This is a genomic window from Stenotrophomonas sp. YJH_SMC_21 (genome assembly GCF_059369555.1).
This window is the reverse complement of record NZ_JCAFSU010000001.1, coordinates 138114-156387: the sequence shown is the minus strand read 5'-3', so window position 1 is coordinate 156387 and position 18274 is coordinate 138114. Positions and strand designations below refer to the sequence as shown.

The window sequence follows — 18274 nt, the reverse complement described above, 5'->3', positions numbered from 1 at the left end:
TCATGGGCTGGTTCGATGCCCTGCGCCGGCCGCGTGCGGAAGACCCGCGCGCGGCCCTGGTGGTGCCGATCGAGCAGGCGTTGCGTGCGCTGGGCTGGGTCGACGGCGAGGTGGGACCACCGCGTGCGGTGACTTCGGCCTTCGGCAGCGACGATGGCATGCCGTTCGAGCAGTGGCTTGCGCAGGTATTCCTGCCGCGCCTGCACGAAGCCCGCGCCGACGGCCAGTGGCCACCACGCAGCGACGTGGCGGTGGCGGCGTATCGCAACCTGGACGGCCAGCCTGGCGTCGAATCATTGCTGCGCCTGCTGGCACAGCTGGATGAACGGATCAACCAAGGCATCCACGCCGGGCGTGGATAACCCGACCAAGGTCGGCATCTACCAGAAGCACGCGTGCGCTGACGCGCCGCGCAGGAGAGCACCATGGAACGCATTGAACACCGCGCATGTTTTGGCGGCTGGCAGGACGTCTACCGCCATCATTCGACCACGCTGGGCTGCGACATGCAGTTCGCCGTGTACCTGCCACCGCAGGCGGAAACACAGAAGCTGCCGGTGCTGTACTGGCTGAGCGGCCTGACCTGCACCGAGCAGAATTTCATCACCAAGGCCGGCGCGCAGCGTTATGCGGCCGAGCACGGTGTGATCATCGTCGCGCCCGACACCAGCCCGCGCGGTGATGACGTAGCCGATGCCGAGGGCTACGACCTGGGCAAGGGGGCAGGGTTCTACCTCAATGCCACCCGCGCACCGTGGGCGAAGCACTACCGCATGCATGACTACGTGGCGCAGGAGCTGCCGGCGCTGATCGAGGCGAACTTCGCGGTGACCAACGCGCGCGCGATCAGTGGCCATTCGATGGGCGGCCATGGCGCGCTGGTGATCGCGCTGCGTAACCCCGGGCGCTATCGCAGCGTGTCGGCGTTTTCGCCGATCGTCGCGCCCAGCCACGTGCCGTGGGGGCAGAAGGCCTTCCATGCCTATCTGGGCGACAACCCGGCCGACTGGGCGCAATGGGATGCCTGCGAGCTGATCGCTATGGCTGACGAGCGCCTGCCGCTGCTGGTCGACCAGGGCGAGGCGGACGAGTTCCTGCAGACCCAGTTGCAGCCGCAGCGCCTGCAGCAGGCCTGCGACGCCGCCGGCCATCCGCTGACCCTGCGCCTGCAGCCCGGCTACGACCACAGCTACTACTTCATCGCCAGCTTCATCGGCGAGCACATCGCCCACCACGCCCGCGCCCTGCAGGGCTGAGCGCCCTGGGAAAAAGGGGACGGAGGGGATTAAGTCGCATTTGCCGCTGTGCCGCAAACGACTTAATCCCCTCCGTCCCCTTTTTCAGCGATGGATCACACCCTTATGGCGCCGCCCCGCGCTATCGTGCGCGTAGACGGCCTTGCGGATCGGGGGGATGCATGCCGGTAGTGCTGGCGCTGCTGTATGTGCTGTGCCATGGCCTGGTGCTGGCCCTGTGGCCTGGCCCCGCCGGGGCAGGCTCCTTCGTTTTCCTGACCGGCGCCCCGTTGCTGGCGGCGGCCGCCTGCCTGTGGCGGGCCCGTCGCGACCGCGCGGCACTGGGGTGGCGCGCCACGGCATTGGCACTGCTGCTGTGGGCCGGCGGCATGGCGTTCAACATGATCGACGCCTTGGGCGCCGGGCGTGCTGATTTCACCCCGCGCGCAAGCCTGTTCCTTTACGTGCTGTATGGCGTGCCCCTGGTGTTCATCCTGGCGCGGGCACGCCGCGAGCGCCTGAGCATCAGCCTGATCGACGCGGCGATGGCGGCGCTGCTGGGTGTGCTGTTCTTCGTGCACACCGCATCGTTCGCCGCCCGTGTCGAGGTCGACGCCCATGCGATGTCCAACATGCAGCGCATGTTCGACATCCAGAACCTGTGTATCGCCGCGTTCGCCGTGGTGCGATGGCTGGCCGGCGACGTGCCCGAACGGCGCAGGTTCTTCCGCGCACTGGCGCTGTACGCACTGGCCTATCTGCTGGTGGCCTACTACATCAACCACTACACCTCCGATGATGCATTCGGTGCGTTCAACGATCTGCTGATCGACGTACCTTTTCTGCTGATCGCCTGCCTGGCGCTGGACACGAGGCCGGACACAGGCACCACGGCACACCCGCGGCTGGCGAGGACGGTGCAGGCCGCCGGTCCGATCATCCTGCCATTGCTGCTGCTGGTGGTCGGCACGCTGGTGGTCGATCATGCGCGGCCGTTGGCCGTTGCCGGCTTCGTCGTAGCCACCCTTGGCTTCGGCCTGCGCAGCGTCCTGCTGCAGACCGATCTTCTGGAACGCCAGGCAGCACTGGATCAACTGGCGCGGCAGGATGGCCTGACCGGCGTGGCCAATCGCCGCGAGTTCGACGCACGGCTGACGTCCGAGTGGAATCGCGCACGGCGCAGCGGCACCGAGCTGGGCCTGCTGCTGGTGGATATCGACCACTTCAAGGCCTTCAACGACCAGCACGGCCATCCGGCCGGTGATCGTTGCCTGCAGGCGGTGGCCGGGGTGCTGAAGGCCATAGCCGGTCGCGGTGGTGACAGCGTTGCGCGTTATGGCGGTGAAGAGTTCGCCGTCATCGTGCCCGGAAGCCCGTTGTCGGGCGTGCTGGCGCTGGCCGAGCGGCTGCGCGAAGCGGTCGAAGCGCTGCCATTGCCGGAAGGCCCGGTCAGCATCAGCGTCGGCGTGGGTTACCTGCATCCGCCGGCTCTGGCCAGTGCCGATCAGTTGCTGGCAGACGCCGATGCCGGCCTGTATGCCGCCAAGCGGGCTGGCCGCAACCAGGTGATCCTGCATGCGCACGTGCTGGATGACGAGGGCAGCACGCACGGAACGATGGACTGCTGAGCAGCTCTCTGCATGCGATCACACGGGGGGCGCGACGGCTTATCGCTGCCGCAACCAGCCGGTCGGATCGAGCAGCCTCAGCCCGACCGGTGACAATGAGCGTTGCCGCAACGGCAGGTTTGCCGCCTGCACGGCCATCGCACAGCGTGCCAGTTGCCGGCGCAACGGTGCCAGCGTGTCGTCTTCGCGGGGCCGCGCATGCCGCCATTGTGCGATGCGCAGCAGGCAGACCAGCAGGTCCAGTTCGCTGGCGGCAATGAAGGGAGAGCCGGCCGGCAGCAGATCGATCGGAGCGGCGGGGGTGGCCAGCAGCGGCAGCAGGCCGATGAAGGCGTCGCATCCCTCCTGGCCAAGCCCGAGTCCGCTCAGCTGGGCAAGGCCATCGGCCTGCAGATCGGGGTCGCGCAGCTGCCGTATCGCGCCCAGCAGCGCCTGTTCGCCGCGGCCGAACTGTCGACCGAAGGCGCGGTAGTTGACCCGGGTGGGAAACAACGGGGAACGGGAGGCCATGGTGGCTAGGGCTGTGGGTCGCGGGTTTCCACCAGCACCGGACAGGGCGCGTGGTCGATGGTCCATTGCCCGATCGAGGGTTCGAACAGGCGTTCCAGCCGGGACAGGTGGCGGTGGCCGATGACGATCAGGTCGCACTTCAGGCGCCGGGCCTGCTCGCTGATCACTTCGCCCGGGTCGCCGGAGGGAATCTGCGCGATGGCGTCAATGCCGCGTTCGCGCAGCTCGGCCAGGGCTTCGGCCAGCACCGCTTCGGCCCGCGAGCGTTGGCGGGCGGCTTCCGGGTACTCGATGCGGTCGGCTTCGCTGGCATCGGCCGCCAGCGCGAATTCGGGGTCGAGCACGCACAGCAGGTGCAGGCGGCTGTGGGGGCCGGCGATGGCGGCGGCCAGGTCCAGCACGCGTACGTGCTGGGGGCCACCATCCAGGGCGACCAGCAGGGTATTGAACATGGATGTCTCCTTGGCAGGCCGGGGATGGTCGCCGATGTCACCGCGCGCACCCATGCCGTGCGCGTCAGTCAATGAATGCGTCGAACGCAATCCACCGTGGTTGCAAGTGCCGTAAAGTCATCTGATTTACTGGAGACTGTCATGCCCCTGCCGGACCTGAACCTGTTGCTGGCACTGGACGTGCTGATTGACGAATGCAGCGTGGCCGCCGCCGCGCGCCGGATGAACCTGAGCGCGCCGGCGATGAGCCGTACCCTGGGCCGGATCCGCACCGCGCTGGGCGACCCGGTGCTGGTGCGTGCCGGCCGCGGTCTGGCGCCCACGCCCCGCGCCCTGCAGCTGCGCGAGCAGGTCCGCGATGTAATCGAGCAGGCCCACCGCGTCTTCAACGCCGGTCGCGAGGTAGACATGCGCGTGCTCGAGCGAACCTTCAGCGTGCGTGCCAATGATGTGTTCGTCGGGGGGTTCGGCGGACGCCTGCGCGAGCTGTTCCGCCAGCAGGCGCCGCGCGCAGTGCTGCGCTTCGTGCCCGAAGGCGATACCGACGACGATGCGATGGCGCAGGGCCGGATCGACCTGTACATCAGCACGGCCGGCAAGCATGCGCCCGATACCAAGGTGCAGAACCTGTTCAGTACCTCGTTCATGGGCGCCGCGCGCGAAGATCATCCGTTGTTCGATGAGGAGATCAGCGCCGAGCGTTTTGCCGCCTGCGACCACATCGCGGTGTCGCGCCGCGGCCTGCCGCGTGGTCCGATCGACGATGATCTGGCCGCGCTGGGCCTGCAGCGGCGGGTGGCGCTGATCAGCCCGACCTTCCACGGCGCGATCTTCGCGGCGGCCGAATCGGACCTGATCCTGCCGCAGATGCCGAGCGTGATGCTGGAGCGGATCGTCAGCATGCGCCTGCCGCTGCGCCTGTTCCCGCTGCCGATCCCGGTGCGGACCGCCGCCATCGTGCAGGCCTGGCATCCACGACTGGACAACGACGCCGCCCACCAGTGGCTGCGGCGGTCGATCAAGACCATGTGCGAAAGCGCAGGGGAGGCCCCGCGCTGACATCTGCATGCGTGCGCCTGGCGCACGCCTGGGATGCGGGTTGCGCCATTTTTCGCAGGGTACCGGCTCCCTAGACTGCGCTCCCCGGAGTTTCACTGAGCGCATTCCAATGACCCCCAATATGCCGTGCACTGCACGGATAGGTGCCCGGCGATGAGTACGCCGGCCGCCGCTGTCCCGGCCGCCGCAGCGCCCCGTCCTGCCGCCGCCCCCGGGCTCGATCGCCGCATTCTGGTCGGCCTGTGTGGCGTGCTGCTGGCGGTGCTGGTGTCGGGCTTCAACGAGAACATCACCAAGGTCGCCCTGGCCGACATCCGTGGCGCGATGGGTTTCAGCGTCGACGACGGCAGCTGGGTCGTCGCCCTCTACAGCGCGATGTCGGTCAGCGCGATGGCCTTCGCACCGTGGTGTGCCGCCACCTTCTCGCTGCGCCGCTTCGCATTGGCGATGATCGGTGGCTTCATGGTGCTGGGCGTGCTGTGCCCGCTCGCCCCGAACCTGCAGGTGTTCCTGCTGCTGCGCGCGCTGCAGGGCCTGTGCGGTGGCGCGCTGCCGCCGCTGCTGATGAGCGTGGCGCTGCGCTTCCTGCCCCCGGGCATCAAGCTGTACGGCCTGGCCGGCTACGCACTGACGGCGACGTTCGGCCCGAGCATGGGCACGCCGCTGGCCGCGTTCTGGGTCGAGCAGGTGGGCTGGCACTGGGCGTTCTGGCAGATCGTGCCGTACTGCCTGGCCGCCATGGCGATGGTCGGCTGGGGCCTGCCGCAGGACCCGCTGCGGCTGGAACGCTTCGCCCAGTTCGATGGCGTCGGCCTGCTGCTGGGCCTGCCGGCGCTGGTGCTGCTGGTGCTGGGCCTGGTGCAGGGCCCGCGCCTGAACTGGTTCGACTCGCCGATGATCACGCTGATGATCGGTGGCGGTGCCGGCCTGATGGTGCTGTTCATGATCAATGAATGGTTCCATCCGCTGCCGTTCTTCAAGCTGCAGCTGCTGGCCAACCGCAATCTCAGCTACTCGCTGGTGACGCTGGGCGGCGTGCTGTTCGTGCTGCTGGCGGTGATCTCGATCCCGTCCGGGTTCCTGGCCAGCGTGCAGGGCTACCGGCCGCTGCAGACCGCACCGATGCTGCTGTGGGTGGCGCTGCCGCAGGTGATCGCGCTGCCGCTGGTGGCGGCGCTGCTGAACATCCGCGCGGTGGACTGCCGCTGGGTGCAGGCCACGGGCCTGGCGATGCTGGCGCTGGCCTGCTGGCTGGGCTCGCACCTGGACGTGGCCTGGATCCGCGACAACTTCCTGTGGGTGCAGCTGCTGCAGGTGTTCGCGCAACCGATGGCGGTGCTGCCGCTGCTGATGCTGGCCACCGGCGGCCTGGCGCCGCAGGACGGCCCGTTCGCCTCGGCCTGGTTCAACACGGTCAAGGGCTTCGCTGCCGTGCTCGCCGGTGGCGTGCTGGATGCCGTCGCCCAGGGCCGCCGTCATTTCCATTCCACCGTGCTGGTCGACCGCCTTGGCGAGCAACCGTGGCTGGCCGATGGCCCGCAGCTGGGCGCGCGCCTGCATGCACAGGTGCAGGCGCTGTCTTCGGCCGACCTGTACTGGGTGGTCGCACTGGTGGCGCTGGCCTTCATTCCCCTCATTGCCTGGATGCCCACCCGCATCCATCCGCCACGTGCCGTGGCCTGAACCTTTCGCAGGAACCCCCTCATGACGATCAATCGAACCACCCTCAACACTGGCCTGGGCCTGGGCGTGCTGGCCCTGGCCGTCGGCGCGTGGCTGCTGCTGCGCGATGGCGGCCACCAGACCACCAACAATGCGTACGTGGTGGCCGACTACACCTTGGTAGCGCCGAAGATTCCCGGCTTCGTCAGTGCCGTGGAAGTTGAGGACAACCAGTCGGTGAAGGCCGGTGATGTGCTGGCCCGCATCGACGACCGCGACTACCAGGTCGCCCTGCAGGCGGCCCGTGCCGACCTCGCCAATGCCCGTGCACAGCTGGCCAATGCGCAGGCCGCACTGGCCCAGCAGGACTCGTTGATCGCGCAGGCCAGGGCCAGTGTCGATGTCAGCCGTTCCGAACTGACCCTGGCCAGTGCCGACCAGCAGCGTTACCGCGAACTGGCCCGTGACGGCGCCGGTACCGTGCAGAACGCGCAGCAGGCGCAGTCGAAGCAGGCCGTGGCCAGTGCGCATCTGCAGCAGGGCCAGGCCGCGCTGTCGACCGCACGCCAGCGCACCGACATCCTCAGCGCGGGCGTGCAGGCTGCACAGGCGGCGGTGCAGCGTGCGGAAGCGGCGCAGGCACGCGCCGAACTGGATCTGTCGCACACCGTGCTGCGCGCACCGATCGATGGCATGGTCGGTCGCCGCGCGGTGCGCGTGGGTGCCTACCTGACGCCGGGTACGCCGGTGGCTGCGGTGGTGCCGCTGAAGCGCGCCTTCGTGGTCGCCAACTTCCAGGAAACGCAGATGACCCGCATGCAGGCCGGCCAGCAGGTCGAACTGAAGGTGGACGTATTCCCGGGCAAGCCGCTGCGCGGGCACATCGACAGCATTGCACCAGCCACCGGCGTCACCTTTGCTGCCGTCGCACCAGAGAACGCCACCGGCAACTTCACCAAGGTGGTGCAGCGCATTCCGGTGAAGATCGTGCTGGAGCCGGGCCAGCCGCTGCTGGACCAGCTGCGTGCCGGCATGTCGGTGGAAGCCAGCGTTGACCTGGGCAGCCGCGCGCGCGCGCAGAGCGTGCAGCACAGTCCGGGCCACAAGAGCGGGGAGGGCGCATGAGCGCAGTCACCGTGTTCCGCACCTTCGTTGCGGCCAGCCTGTGCACGGCCCTGGCTGCCTGCACGATGGGTCCGGACTTCGTACGTCCGCAGGCGGAACTGCCCAGCCACTGGCAGAGTGAGGCCGTCGCCGGCAACGCCATCGACCAGGACGCGGCCTGGTGGGCCGGTTTCGACGATCCGCTGCTGGGGCAGCTGGCCAACCAGGTGCTGGCGGCCAACCTGGACCTGCAGCTGGCGGCCAACCGCGTGCAGCAGAGCCGTGCTGCACGCGGCATCACCGCCGCCGATCGCCTGCCCAGCGTCAGCGCGAGCGCCAGTGGCGTGCGTGCACGCAACAGCGAGGTGGGCCTGAATGATCCGTCCGGCAACGGCGGCCGTGATGACTACGGGCTGTTCCAGGCCGGTATCGGCCTGAGCTGGGAACTGGACCTGTGGGGCCGCGTGCGGCGGCAGGTGGAAGCGGCCGACGCGCGCGTGCAGATGGCCGAGGAGGATGCACATGCAGTGCGCATCGCGCTGCTGGCGGAAACCGCGCGTGATTACCTGCAGCTGCGCGCGACGCGGCAGCTGCTGGCGATCACCGAGGACAACCTCAGCATCGCCCACGACATCAAACGCCTGACCGAAGCACGCCAACGCCAGGGTGTGGCCAGCACGCTGCAGGTGTCCAGCGCGGCCGCGCAGGTGGCATCGCTGCAGGCACGCATCGCGCCGTTGCGGCATCGCGAATCGCAGCTGCGCAATGCGCTGGCGTTCCTGCTGGCGCAGCCGCCGCAGGCGCTGGACGCGCAGCTGCAGGATGCACGCCGTGACTGGCCGGCGTTGCCGGCCGTAGCGGTGGGGCTGCCCAGTGAACTGGCCGAGCGTCGCCCTGACATCCGTCGTGCCGAAGCGGCACTGCATGCGGCAACGGCAGGCATCGGCGTGGCCAAGGCCAGTTTCCTGCCGCGCATCACCTTGAATGGCGACGCCGGCTTCCAGGCCAAGCAGCTCGATGATCTGGATGGCTGGAACGCGCACCGTTTCAGCATCGGTCCGTCGATCAGCCTGCCGATCTTCCAGGGCGGACGGCTGAAGGCCAATCTCGCGCTGAGCAGGCTGCAGCAGCAACAGTCGGCCCTGCAGTTCCGCCGTACCGTGCTGCAGGCATGGCACGAAGTGGATGACGCCATGGATGGCTACAGTGCCGAGCAGCAGCGCACGGTGCAGCTGCACGTGGCAGTGGATGAGAGCGAGACGGCACTGGGGGCGGCGCGCCGGCAGTATCAGGCCGGCGTGGTCGACATGCTGGACGTGCTGACCACCCAGCGCATCGCACTGGACAACCAGGCCGCGCTGGCCAACAGCCAGGCCACCGCCGCGATCGCGCGTGTAGAGCTGTACCGCGCGCTGGGCGGAGGCTGGTAGCGATAGGGAAACGCCGGGCCATGCCCGGCGGTTCGTCGGTAGTTGCCAACCTTGGTTGGCAGTTTTTTTGGAGCGCCAACCAAGGGTGGCGTCTACCAGAGCCCGTCGTGCGCCGGGCCACGTGCTGTGGACCCGGTGGACGCATCAACGCCGGTCCGCTACCTCGCCGTAAAACCAGTATTCCTGTTCCAGACCGTCATCGTGGTCGGTGGGAGGAATGCTGACCTGCACACCTCGCTCCTCAACGCCTTGGGGTAGGACGAGCTGCCATTCGGCGGAAAGACTGCGCGAGGTGATGGCGGTGACCTGGCCATCCGCTGTCGAGGCGACGTGGCCCTGGAAGTACGCTTCGTCCAGGTAAAGGCAAATCTCGCTGGAGAACATCCCTGGCTGGGCGATGCAGCAGGTTACCCGCACAGTAGCTTGTGAAGCGGGCCGCGACTGGATCAGATTTGCGCAGGCGCTGATGAGCGATTGGGCGCAGGCACGCTGGATTCTCAGGGTGGTGGCCGGGCCTTCGATCAGACCGGATCGGGTCGGAACCTTGTAGTTCCAGTAGCGAGCTTGACTGCCCAACTCCTCTGGCGAGGGAAACGCACCACTGAAGCAGTCAGCCCAATGCTGCAGGTCGCGTAGTCGGCGTGGGGCATCGCGCAGCTTCTTCTCGCCGCGCGTACCCGGCCGGGTGATGGCATCTCTGTTTCTCATTCCCACAGTGTGCCAGCCACATGCGCGGCGGGTTGGAAAGCGCCAACCGAGGTTGGCATCTACCGGAGCAGCCCTCGGACGCGCCGGGCCATGTCCGGCGGCGCGTCAGTAGTGGCCAACCTTGGTTGGCAGCCGTTTGTGCAAGCGCCAACCAAGGTTGGCGTCTACCAGAGCATGGTCATCGGCACCGGGTCGATCACGACACGGGCACGGTAGCGCCGGGCCATGCCCGGCGGGCGGGTGCCTCAACGCACGTCGCGCAGTTCCCAGTGGCTGCCGGCCAGCAGGCGCAGGCGCTGCTTGAACACGTCACTGTCGATGCGGGTGGTGGCGACCAGGTTGATGCGCAGGTCCTTCTGCTCGCCGGTCACGGTGGCCTCCGGATCGGTCACGCCCCACTGCGGTTCCACCGCGTCCGGGTCGGGCTGCTTGGCCTTCCAGCGCTCGAACAGCGTGCCGCTGCGCAGGGCATCCTGCAGCTCTTCGGCAAAACCGGCGGCGCCCTGCGAGTGGAAGGACAGGTCAGGGTCATTGCCACGGGCCTTGGACGGGTCGGGCAGGCTGATGTGGTACTGCGCAGGCATGGAGTTCTCCTTGAAGTGCGGCAAGACTGGCACAACCGCAGTGGAATCGATGTGCAGATTCCGGCCGTGGCTAGCGCTCATTCGAACCGATGCGGCCCATCGGCGAAGCCTACGGTGACCGCGCCCTTGCCGACGTTGACCATGCCGGTCAGGCTCATCACCGATTCGTACACGGTCACGCCATGGGTGGCGCAGACCTCTTTCAGCTGTGCGTAGCCGGGCAGGGCACGCAGCTCGTCCAGTTCTCCGCCGTAGCTGACGCACACCGTCGGCGTCATCAGTCCGGCATGTACGCGCTGGCCGACCACCGCGAACAGCTTCTGCACGGCATTGTCGAAGCCCTTGATCTTGGCTACCGGCCCGGTTTCGCCGCGGTAGCCGTGCAGCACCGGCTTGATGTCCAGCGCGCTGCCCAGCGCCGCACTGAGCAGGCCGACACTGCGGTCGCCCTTGTGCCGTGCGCGCGCACGCATGTAGTACAGGTCACGGGTGACCATGTAGCCGTGCACGTTGCCAGCCAGTTCCTCCAGCCGCTCGCGGATCTGCTGCACGCTGGCGTTGCTCTCGCGCAGGCGCACGGCTTCCACCGCGGTCACTGCCTGGGCAGCGAACAGGTTCTGGGTATCGAGCACGCGCAGCGCGAAGGGTGAGTTGTAGCCTGCCGCCTGGCGCACCGGCTTGTAGTCGTTGAGGATGGCGAAGCTGGCCTGCAGCGCGTTGTCATGGATCGGGCTGCGGGTCTTGGTGATGGTCATGCAGAACACGTGGTCGTAATCGATCACCAGCTGCTGCAGGAACAGGTCGCGGATCTGGTTGACACTGAAGGGAATGGTTTCCGCCTCGGCGCCGTGTTCGGCCACGTGCGCGTGCAGGAAGCTCAGCGTGGCCTGCTCATCGCGGTGATCGGCCAGCACGGCTTCGCCGATGCGGACGGTGATCGGCAGCAGCACGATGTTGTGCTCGGCAATGAAGTCCTGCGGCAGGTCGCAGGCCGAGTCGACGACGATTCCGATGCGCATCCGCGGCTCCCCCTCCAGGGCGGTTGTAGGTTCGGAAACGTGAAATCTATCTCAAAACCAGAGCCCGCGCCCGAGGGAAAGGCGCCACCCCTGTTCAGCGATCGCGCTGTACCGCCACCGGCAGGCTGTCCAGGCGTTGCCATTCGGGCTGCTGCAGCAGGGCGGGATCGGCCAGCACGGCCGCCATCAGCGGATGGGCGTCGTTGCCCCAGAACAGTTCCTGGTCGATGGCCAGGGTCGGGACCCCGAACACCCCGGCGCCGATTGCGGCCTCGGTGTTGCGCCGCAACTGTTCCTTGACCGCCGGGGCGGCGATGGCGCTGGCGACATCCTCGATGCCCAGCTGCGCACCCGGTTCGCGCAGGGCTTCGGCGCTGTCACCGGCATGGCCGTCGCGCCAGATCCAGTCGAACAGCACGTCCACCGCCTGTGCGCTGGCTCCGGCGGCCAGGCACAGGCGCAGCGCCGACAACGGATTGAACGGATGGCCGGGCGGGAAGCGCATCGGCGTGCCCTCGGCCTGCGCGGTCCATTGCAGCTGGCGGTACATGAAACGGCGCTTGGCCGGGATCTCGGCCGGCCCGAGATTGCCCAGGTGATGCAGCACCGCGCCGAAGGCGATCGGCACGGTCTGGATCTGCGCGAACTGCGGCAACTGTTTCAGCTTCTGCCAGTGCAGGTAGGAGTAGGGCGAGACGAAGTCGAAGTACCAGCGCAGGGTGGCCATGGTGGTGTCCTTCAATGCGGTCAGGGCTGCGCATTGCGCTGCAGGTAGCGATCACGCAGGTCGGTCTGGCGCGAGCGCATCGGCATCGCACGCCCGCCCAGCCAGACCTGTTCGGCATAGTGCGCCACGTCCAGCGGGTCGCCTTCCCACAGCACCAGGTCGGCGCGCTTGCCGGGCTCGATGCTGCCGATCTGGTCGGCCACGCCGAACGCCTGTGCGGGTACCCGGGTCAGCCCGGCCAGACCGTCAGCCCAGGGCAGGCCGTTGGCCACTGCATTGCCAGCCAGCTGGCGCATCTTGCGCGCATTGTGGGTGGCGTCGCCGCGCTGCACGAACGACACCGGCACGCCTGCACGCTGCAGGCGCGCGGCGTTTTCCAGGGTGGCACCGATCTGGTCGAAGCTGGCTGGCAGGTTGGCCAGCACGTCGACGAATACCGGCACGTGCGCAGCGGCCAGCTCCGGCGCGACCTGCCAGGCTTCGCTGGCACCGGCAATGGCGATCTTCACCTTCTCGCGTGTGGCCCAGCGCAGCAGCTGGCGGATGTCCGAGGCACGATCCACCTCCACCACGATGCGGCCCTGGCCGGCCAGGTAGCGACTGAGTGTGCGGCGCCCGGCCGGGGGCAACAGCGCGTGCGGCGAATCCACAGCAACCTGGCCGCGTGCTTCGTCGACCATCTGTTGCAGCAGCATCCATTGCGCGGCGCGCGAATGGCCGGTCAGTTCGGAGGCGGCCGCGCCGATGCGCAGGAACAGGGCACGCGGGCCGATCGGGTCGGCGCTGCCGTCCAGCCGCATTACGCCGCCCTGGCCGGCCACGAAACCACCACCAGTGGCTGCCCCCAATGCAGTGAAGCCGATGCCTTCCAGGCGCGTGACCGGAATCAGCACCGAGGCCGGGTTGTAGGCGAGGGTGACGTCGAATTCCGGGCGCAGCGGCTGCTCACCGAGCTTCAACGAACTGTCCACCGTGCTCGATTCACCCGAGACCTCTTCGATGCCGGTTTCGGTGATGCCACCGAACAGGGCCGGGGTCAGCGGTCTGCCACTGGCTTCGACCACGGTCGCCCCGGCCGGCGCGGACAAGCCGGGGCCGACCGCGCGGATGATGCCACCCTGGACCAGCACATCGGCGTTGTGCAGGCTGCCGCGTGCGCTGGCCGTGTGCACCGTTGCGTTGCGCACCAGCAGGTCCTGTGCCTGTGCGGATGCGGAGATGCAGGCCAGCACCATGACAGTAGCGCCGAACCATGCTCGGCTGCCCTTCGCGGCAGACTGCGTCAACTGCTTGAGCACCATCATCAACGCACCTCCTGGCCGAGCTGGAAATCAGAACTCGGCGTCGCTGCCGGTGCACTGCGGTCGTACAACCTGCGGCCATCAATGAAGACCTGCTCGGCCAGCGCATACGAACTGAAGGGGTTGCCGTTCCAGACCACCACGTCGGCCATCTTGCCGGCCTCCAGGGTGCCGGTCTGGCCTTCAATGCCCAGCGCCTTGGCGGCGTTGGCGGTCATCCAGGTGATGGCGTGTTCGGGCGTGATCTCCGGCATGCGCGCGCGGCGCGCGGACGCCATCACCTTGGCTGCTTCCTGGTTCAGGCGCTGGATGCCCTCGGGTGAATCGGAGTGGACGATGGCGCAGCTGTTCTTCGGCCGGTCGACCAGCGCGATGTTCTCCGGAATGCCGTCGAAGGCTTCCATCTTGAAGCCCCACCAGTCGGCCCACAGCGCACCGCAGACGCCGTCGGCGGCCAGCCTGTCGGCCAGCTTGTAGGCCTCCACGCCGTGGTGGAAGGCGGCTACCTTGAAGCCGAATTCCTTGGCCAGATCGAGCATGGTGGCCATCTCGTCGGCGCGGTAGCAGTGGATGTGCACGCGGATGTCGCCTTCGATCGCGCCGGCCAGCGTGTCCAGCTTGAGATCGCGCTTGCCGCCGGCATCACCGGCGCTGTCGCCCTTGTCGCTGCCGAACCAGCTCTTGCGCTTTGCCGGCTTGGGCTTGTTCTTGGCGATGTAGTCGGCGGCATCGATGAAGGCGGCACGATAGCCGGCCACGTTGCCCATGCGCGTGGCCGGGGTCACGCCCTTGCCCTCGCCATAGACCCGCTTGGGGTTCTCGCCGCAGGCCATCTTCAGGCCCCACGGTGCGCCGGGGAACTTCATCGCCTGGTAGGTGATGGCCGGGACGTTCTTCAGGGTCACGCCGCGACCGCCGACCAGGTTGGCCGAGCCGGGCAGCACCTGCATGCTGGTCACGCCGCCGGCCAGCGCCGTGGCGAAGCCCGGGTCCTGCGGCCACACCGAGTGCTCGGCCCAGACATTGGCGGTGACCGGTGCGGTCATCTCGTTGCCGTCGCTGTGCGCACCGACACCGGGGCTGGGGTACACGCCCAGGTGCGAATGCACGTCGATCAGGCCGGGGGTGACCCACTTGCCCTGTGCATCAATGCGGGTGACGCCCGCATCGGCCTGCAGCTGGCGGCCGACGGCAACGATGCGGCCGTCGCGCAGCAGCACGTCGGCGTTGTCCAGGCGCTGGCCGGTACCGGTCAGCACCGTGGCGTTCTGGATCAGCACCGGCGCATCGGGATGCGCCTGGTAGGTGCTGGGGTAGGGATCGGCGACGAAGCGCGAGGCGCCCACCGCCGGAGCCGTGCTCAATGAAAGCAGCGCCAGGGCCACCCCGGCGCGCAACAACGTCGATGCCATGCAGTTCCCCTTGCAACCTGGTCCAACCGCCGACGCTAGCCCGGTGGTGGCGGGCTTGCCAAGTGACCTTCTTCACAGGACGGTCGACGGCGGCTCGACTGCACCGGCCGGGTGGCCGAAAATACCCGGTCCCCCCCGCCGTATCGGACCGCCCATGAAAAGCAAGCAGGAAATCGTCGACAACTGGTTGCCCCGGTATACCGGCGTGCCTCTGGACCAGTTCGGCCAGCACATCCTGCTGACCAACTTCGGCGGCTACCTGCATACCTTTTCCGAGCTGACCGGTGCGCCGGTCATCGGCCTGGACCGGCCGATGGCAAGCGCCACGATCGACGGCATCACCATGATCAACTTCGGCATGGGCAGCCCCAATGCCGCGATCATCATGGACCTGCTGTCGGCGGTGATGCCCAAGGCGGTGCTGTTCCTGGGCAAGTGCGGCGGCCTCAAGCGCAAGAACCAGCTGGGCGACCTGGTGCTGCCGATCGCTGCGATCCGTGGCGAGGGTACCTCGGGTGACTACCTGCCGCCGGAAGTGCCGGCGTTGCCGGCGTTCGCGCTGCAGCGTGCGGTCTCGACCATGATCCGCGACCTCGGCCACGACTACTGGACCGGTACCGTCTACACCACCAACCGCCGGGTCTGGGAGCACGACGAGGCCTTCAAGGAGCGGCTGCGGGCGATGCGCTGCATGGCCATCGACATGGAAACCGCCACCGTGTTCGCCGCCGGCTTCGCCAACCACATCCCCAGCGGTGCGCTGCTGCTGGTGTCGGACCAGCCGATGATCCCCGATGGGGTCAAGACCGAAGCCTCCGATGCCAAGGTCAGCTCCCAGTTCGTGGAAAACCATATCCAGATCGGTATCGAGGCGCTTAAGCTTATCCGGCGCAACGGCAAGTCGGTCCGCCACCTGCGCTTCGACGAATGATGATGATGGCCTGGCGCGGCGCGCCGGCCTTGGGGAGTAGGTGATGGACGTTGCCGCGCAAGTGGTGGAATTCTGGAAGGAGGCGGGCCCTGCGAAGTGGTTCGCCCGCGACGACGCGTTCGACGCGCAGTTCCGCCAGTTGTTTCTGGATGAGCATTTCGCCGCCGCTTCGCGCGCGCGCGAACATTGGCTGGGCAGTGCCGAAGGGGCGCTGGCCCTGATGCTGCTGCTCGACCAGTTCCCGCGCAACTGCTTCCGGGGTACTGCCCATTCCTACGCCACCGATGGCCTGGCCCGGCATTACGCCATGCGCGCCATCGAGGAAGGCCTGGATCTGCAGCTGGTGCCGAAGCTGCGCGCCTTCATCTACCTGCCGTTCGAGCACTCCGAGGATCCGCTGGACCAGGACCGCTCGGTGGCGATGTTCGACGTGCTGGGTGACAAGGAATACCTGCAGTACGCCGAACTGCACCGCGACATCATCCGCCGCTTCGGTCGTTTCCCGCATCGCAATGCCGTGCTCGGTCGCTTCCCCACGGCGGAAGAACTGGATTACCTGGCCGAAGGCGGGTTCGCCGGCTAAGAAAAAGGGGACGGAGGGGATTAAGTCGTTTGTGCCATAAACGACTTAATCCCCTCCGTCCCCTTTTTCAGTGCCGATCAGTACTTTGGCACGCCGTTGTCCACTTCTTCCGACCAGGCGTTGATGCCGCCGGTGACGTTGAACACCTTGGTGAAGCCCAGTGCGCGGAACTGCTCGGCAGCCTGTGCGCTGCGGCCGCCGTGGTGGCACATGAAAGCCAGTGCGGTGTCCTTCGGCAGGGCCTCCAGCTCTGCACGGCCGTTGCCGTCGAAACTCTTGAACGGCACGCCCACGGCAGCGATCTCGCGCTCCTCGGCCGGGCGCACGTCCACCAGGGTGATGTTGCCGGCACGCACCAGGTCATCGGCATCACGCACGCTGATTTCCTGCACCGGCTTGGGTGCGTTCGGATTGTCGATGGCCAGGCCCTTGCCGCGGATGTCGTCCACCCAGTCGATGGTGATGCCGTTGGCGCGACGCGCGCTGGCCAGGTCGAACTGCACGCGCAGGCCGTTGGACTCGGCAGCGATCGCGCCTTCGTCGTGCGGAGCCAGCTGGAAGTTCGGCTGGAAGCCGGCGTCGATGCTCAGCTGCAGGGCAGCGCCCGGAGCGTCGGCCAGCGCGCCCTTGAGCATTTCCACGGCGGCCGGGGTGACGGTGATGCTCGGCGGGGTGCGGTCCGGTGCGGCCAGGCCCAGCACGCTGCTCAGCTCGCCGCTGGCGGCCATCTGCAGCACGATGTCGCTGCCACCGACCAGTTCGCCGTCGATGTACAGCTGCGGGATGGTCGGCCAGTCGCCGTAGGCCTTGATGCCTTCACGGATTTCCTGGTCGGCCAGCACGTTGACGTGGGCGAACTCGACGCCGAGATCCTGCAGGGCGCCCACGGCCTTGGCCGAGAAACCGCACTGCGGCATCGACGGCTGGCCCTTCATGAACAGCACGACGCGGTTGGCGTTGAGGATGGATTCGATGCGCGAACGCAGGGCGGGATCGAGGGACATGGACGTCGGGTTTCCGGGAATTCGAATCATCAATTCTACCCCTCATGGCATCATGGGGGATGAGCAACGCAGGAACATTGCATCGCATCCCGACCCGGCCCTGGCGCTGGCTGCCCTGGCTGGTGGCGTCGCAGTTGGCCGTGATCCTGGTATGGGCACTGGCAGGCTGGCACTGGGGCCTGCCGCTGATGGTGGCCAGCCACGCGCTGTTCATGGTGCCGATATTCCTGCCCAACAGCCGCTTCTACGCACCGGTGCTGAGCCGGTTGCCAGAGGCCGGCAACAGCGTCTGGCTGACGATCGATGACGGCCCTGGCCCGGAAACCCGCGCCGTGCTCGACCTGCTGGACCGCCACCAGGCGCGCGCCACCTTCTTCCTGGTGGGGGAACGTGCGCTGGCACAGCCGGAACTGGTGCAGGAGATCCTGCGCCGCGGCCACGACCTGGGCAACCACAGCCACAGCCACCCACAGGCGCGCTTCTGGCGTCTGGGCCCGGCGGCGATGCGGGCCGAGATCGAGGGCTGCCAGCATGCACTGCAGGCCCTGAGCGGGCATCCAGTGCGCTGGTACCGCTCGGTGGTGGGCATGACCAATCCGTTCGTGGCACCGGTGTTGAAGGCGCTGGGCCTGGTGCGCGTGGGCTGGAGTGCCCGGGGCTACGACGGCGTCGGCTGCACGCCGGAGGGCGTGCTGTCGCGGCTGTTGCCTGACCTGCAACCCGGCGCCATCGTGCTGCTGCATGAGGGCGCCGCCCACGGTCACAATCGGGTGATCATCGAACGCGTGCTGCAGGCGCTGGACGAGCGGGGGCTGAAGGCGCGGCTGCCGGTCCTGTAAACCAGGCTTCTGGCCGCTTGGGGCAGCCGGGCTTGGGCTCGCCCCTACAGGAATGGTCGCGAGACCATCCACGCACGGCGTGGATC

Annotated in this window: 19 protein-coding genes; 10 read left to right on the top strand and 9 right to left on the bottom strand. The window is 67.7% G+C overall.

The window, feature by feature from the left end:
- Positions 1-2: 2 nt before the first annotated feature.
- The 3 genes from AC5P67_RS00680 to AC5P67_RS00670 all read left to right on the top strand — a co-directional run bounded on the left by AC5P67_RS00680 (position 3) and on the right by AC5P67_RS00670 (position 2863).
- Entirely contained in the window at positions 3-362 is a 360-nt protein-coding gene (locus tag AC5P67_RS00680; RefSeq protein WP_005411007.1) for a YqcC family protein, read from the top strand.
- Between the two features lie 63 nt (positions 363-425).
- Positions 426-1256, top strand: coding sequence for an S-formylglutathione hydrolase (gene fghA, locus AC5P67_RS00675; RefSeq protein ID WP_049459665.1), 831 nt, complete (start codon positions 426-428; stop codon positions 1254-1256).
- A 161-nt stretch (positions 1257-1417) separates the two neighbouring features.
- A complete protein-coding gene (locus tag AC5P67_RS00670; protein ID WP_133050311.1) occupies positions 1418-2863 on the top strand; it encodes a GGDEF domain-containing protein in 1446 nt (481 codons plus the stop codon).
- Between the two features lie 39 nt (positions 2864-2902).
- Here the strand turns inward: AC5P67_RS00670 and AC5P67_RS00665 are convergent, their stop codons facing one another.
- Both AC5P67_RS00665 and AC5P67_RS00660 read right to left on the bottom strand, forming a co-directional pair.
- The gene (locus AC5P67_RS00665) at positions 2903-3373 is read right to left on the bottom strand and encodes a hypothetical protein (RefSeq protein WP_005411004.1); all 471 of its coding nucleotides are present in this window, start codon (positions 3371-3373) and stop codon (positions 2903-2905) included.
- Between the two features lie 5 nt (positions 3374-3378).
- Complete coding sequence (locus AC5P67_RS00660; protein ID WP_495214261.1) at positions 3379-3825, bottom strand: universal stress protein; 447 nt, start codon at positions 3823-3825, stop codon at positions 3379-3381.
- Between the two features lie 141 nt (positions 3826-3966).
- Here AC5P67_RS00660 and AC5P67_RS00655 point away from each other — a divergent pair, with 141 nt between their 5' ends.
- The 4 genes from AC5P67_RS00655 (at position 3967) to AC5P67_RS00640 (ending at position 9080) form a co-directional block, all read left to right on the top strand.
- Entirely contained in the window at positions 3967-4884 is a 918-nt protein-coding gene (locus tag AC5P67_RS00655) for a LysR family transcriptional regulator (protein WP_005411002.1), read from the top strand.
- A gap of 153 nt (positions 4885-5037) precedes the next feature.
- Positions 5038-6567 carry an MFS transporter gene (locus tag AC5P67_RS00650; RefSeq protein ID WP_495214260.1) on the top strand — a complete coding sequence of 510 codons (1530 nt, stop codon included), beginning with the start codon at positions 5038-5040 and terminating at the stop codon, positions 6565-6567.
- Between the two features lie 21 nt (positions 6568-6588).
- Positions 6589-7671: an HlyD family secretion protein gene (locus AC5P67_RS00645; RefSeq protein ID WP_012481236.1), complete on the top strand. Its 1083-nt coding sequence runs from the start codon at positions 6589-6591 to the stop codon at positions 7669-7671.
- The gene (locus AC5P67_RS00640) at positions 7668-9080 is read left to right on the top strand and encodes an efflux transporter outer membrane subunit (RefSeq protein ID WP_012481235.1); all 1413 of its coding nucleotides are present in this window, start codon (positions 7668-7670) and stop codon (positions 9078-9080) included. Before AC5P67_RS00645 ends, AC5P67_RS00640 begins: the two co-directional genes overlap by 4 nt.
- A 144-nt stretch (positions 9081-9224) precedes the next feature.
- Here AC5P67_RS00640 and AC5P67_RS00635 read toward each other — a convergent pair whose 3' ends face one another.
- The 6 genes from AC5P67_RS00635 to AC5P67_RS00610 all read right to left on the bottom strand — a co-directional run bounded on the left by AC5P67_RS00635 (position 9225) and on the right by AC5P67_RS00610 (position 14831).
- Positions 9225-9788 (bottom strand): DUF3916 domain-containing protein, encoded by a 564-nt coding sequence (locus AC5P67_RS00635; protein ID WP_049459660.1) that lies wholly within the window; start codon positions 9786-9788, stop codon positions 9225-9227.
- Between the two features lie 245 nt (positions 9789-10033).
- Complete coding sequence (locus tag AC5P67_RS00630; protein ID WP_005410998.1) at positions 10034-10372, bottom strand: hypothetical protein; 339 nt, start codon at positions 10370-10372, stop codon at positions 10034-10036.
- 77 nt (positions 10373-10449) lie between these two features.
- Complete coding sequence (locus tag AC5P67_RS00625) at positions 10450-11391, bottom strand: DegV family protein (RefSeq protein ID WP_478437371.1); 942 nt, start codon at positions 11389-11391, stop codon at positions 10450-10452.
- Positions 11392-11485: 94 nt separating this feature from the next.
- Positions 11486-12118 carry a 2-hydroxychromene-2-carboxylate isomerase gene (locus AC5P67_RS00620; RefSeq protein WP_005414448.1) on the bottom strand — a complete coding sequence of 211 codons (633 nt, stop codon included), beginning with the start codon at positions 12116-12118 and terminating at the stop codon, positions 11486-11488.
- Between the two features lie 20 nt (positions 12119-12138).
- On the bottom strand, positions 12139-13422 hold the full coding sequence (locus AC5P67_RS00615) for an amidohydrolase family protein (protein ID WP_111117777.1): 1284 nt from the start codon (positions 13420-13422) through the stop codon (positions 12139-12141).
- Positions 13422-14831, bottom strand: a complete 1410-nt coding sequence (locus AC5P67_RS00610; protein WP_111117778.1) for an amidohydrolase — start codon at positions 14829-14831, stop codon at positions 13422-13424. The genes AC5P67_RS00615 and AC5P67_RS00610 overlap by 1 nt, the downstream gene beginning before the upstream one ends.
- Positions 14832-14985: 154 nt before the next feature.
- On the opposite strand from AC5P67_RS00610, the gene AC5P67_RS00605 reads away from it, so the two are divergent.
- The gene (locus AC5P67_RS00605; RefSeq protein WP_005414446.1) at positions 14986-15762 is read left to right on the top strand and encodes an AMP nucleosidase; all 777 of its coding nucleotides are present in this window, start codon (positions 14986-14988) and stop codon (positions 15760-15762) included.
- Positions 15763-15805: 43 nt separating this feature from the next.
- Positions 15806-16345: a DUF924 family protein gene (locus AC5P67_RS00600; RefSeq protein WP_005410992.1), complete on the top strand. Its 540-nt coding sequence runs from the start codon at positions 15806-15808 to the stop codon at positions 16343-16345.
- A gap of 77 nt (positions 16346-16422) precedes the next feature.
- On the opposite strand, the gene grxD is transcribed toward AC5P67_RS00600, so the two are convergent.
- Positions 16423-17349: a Grx4 family monothiol glutaredoxin gene (gene grxD, locus AC5P67_RS00595; protein WP_033835209.1), complete on the bottom strand. Its 927-nt coding sequence runs from the start codon at positions 17347-17349 to the stop codon at positions 16423-16425.
- Between the two features lie 59 nt (positions 17350-17408).
- Between grxD and AC5P67_RS00590 the strand changes: the two genes are divergently transcribed.
- Entirely contained in the window at positions 17409-18188 is a 780-nt protein-coding gene (locus AC5P67_RS00590) for a polysaccharide deacetylase family protein (RefSeq protein ID WP_049396506.1), read from the top strand.
- Positions 18189-18274 lie beyond the last annotated feature (86 nt).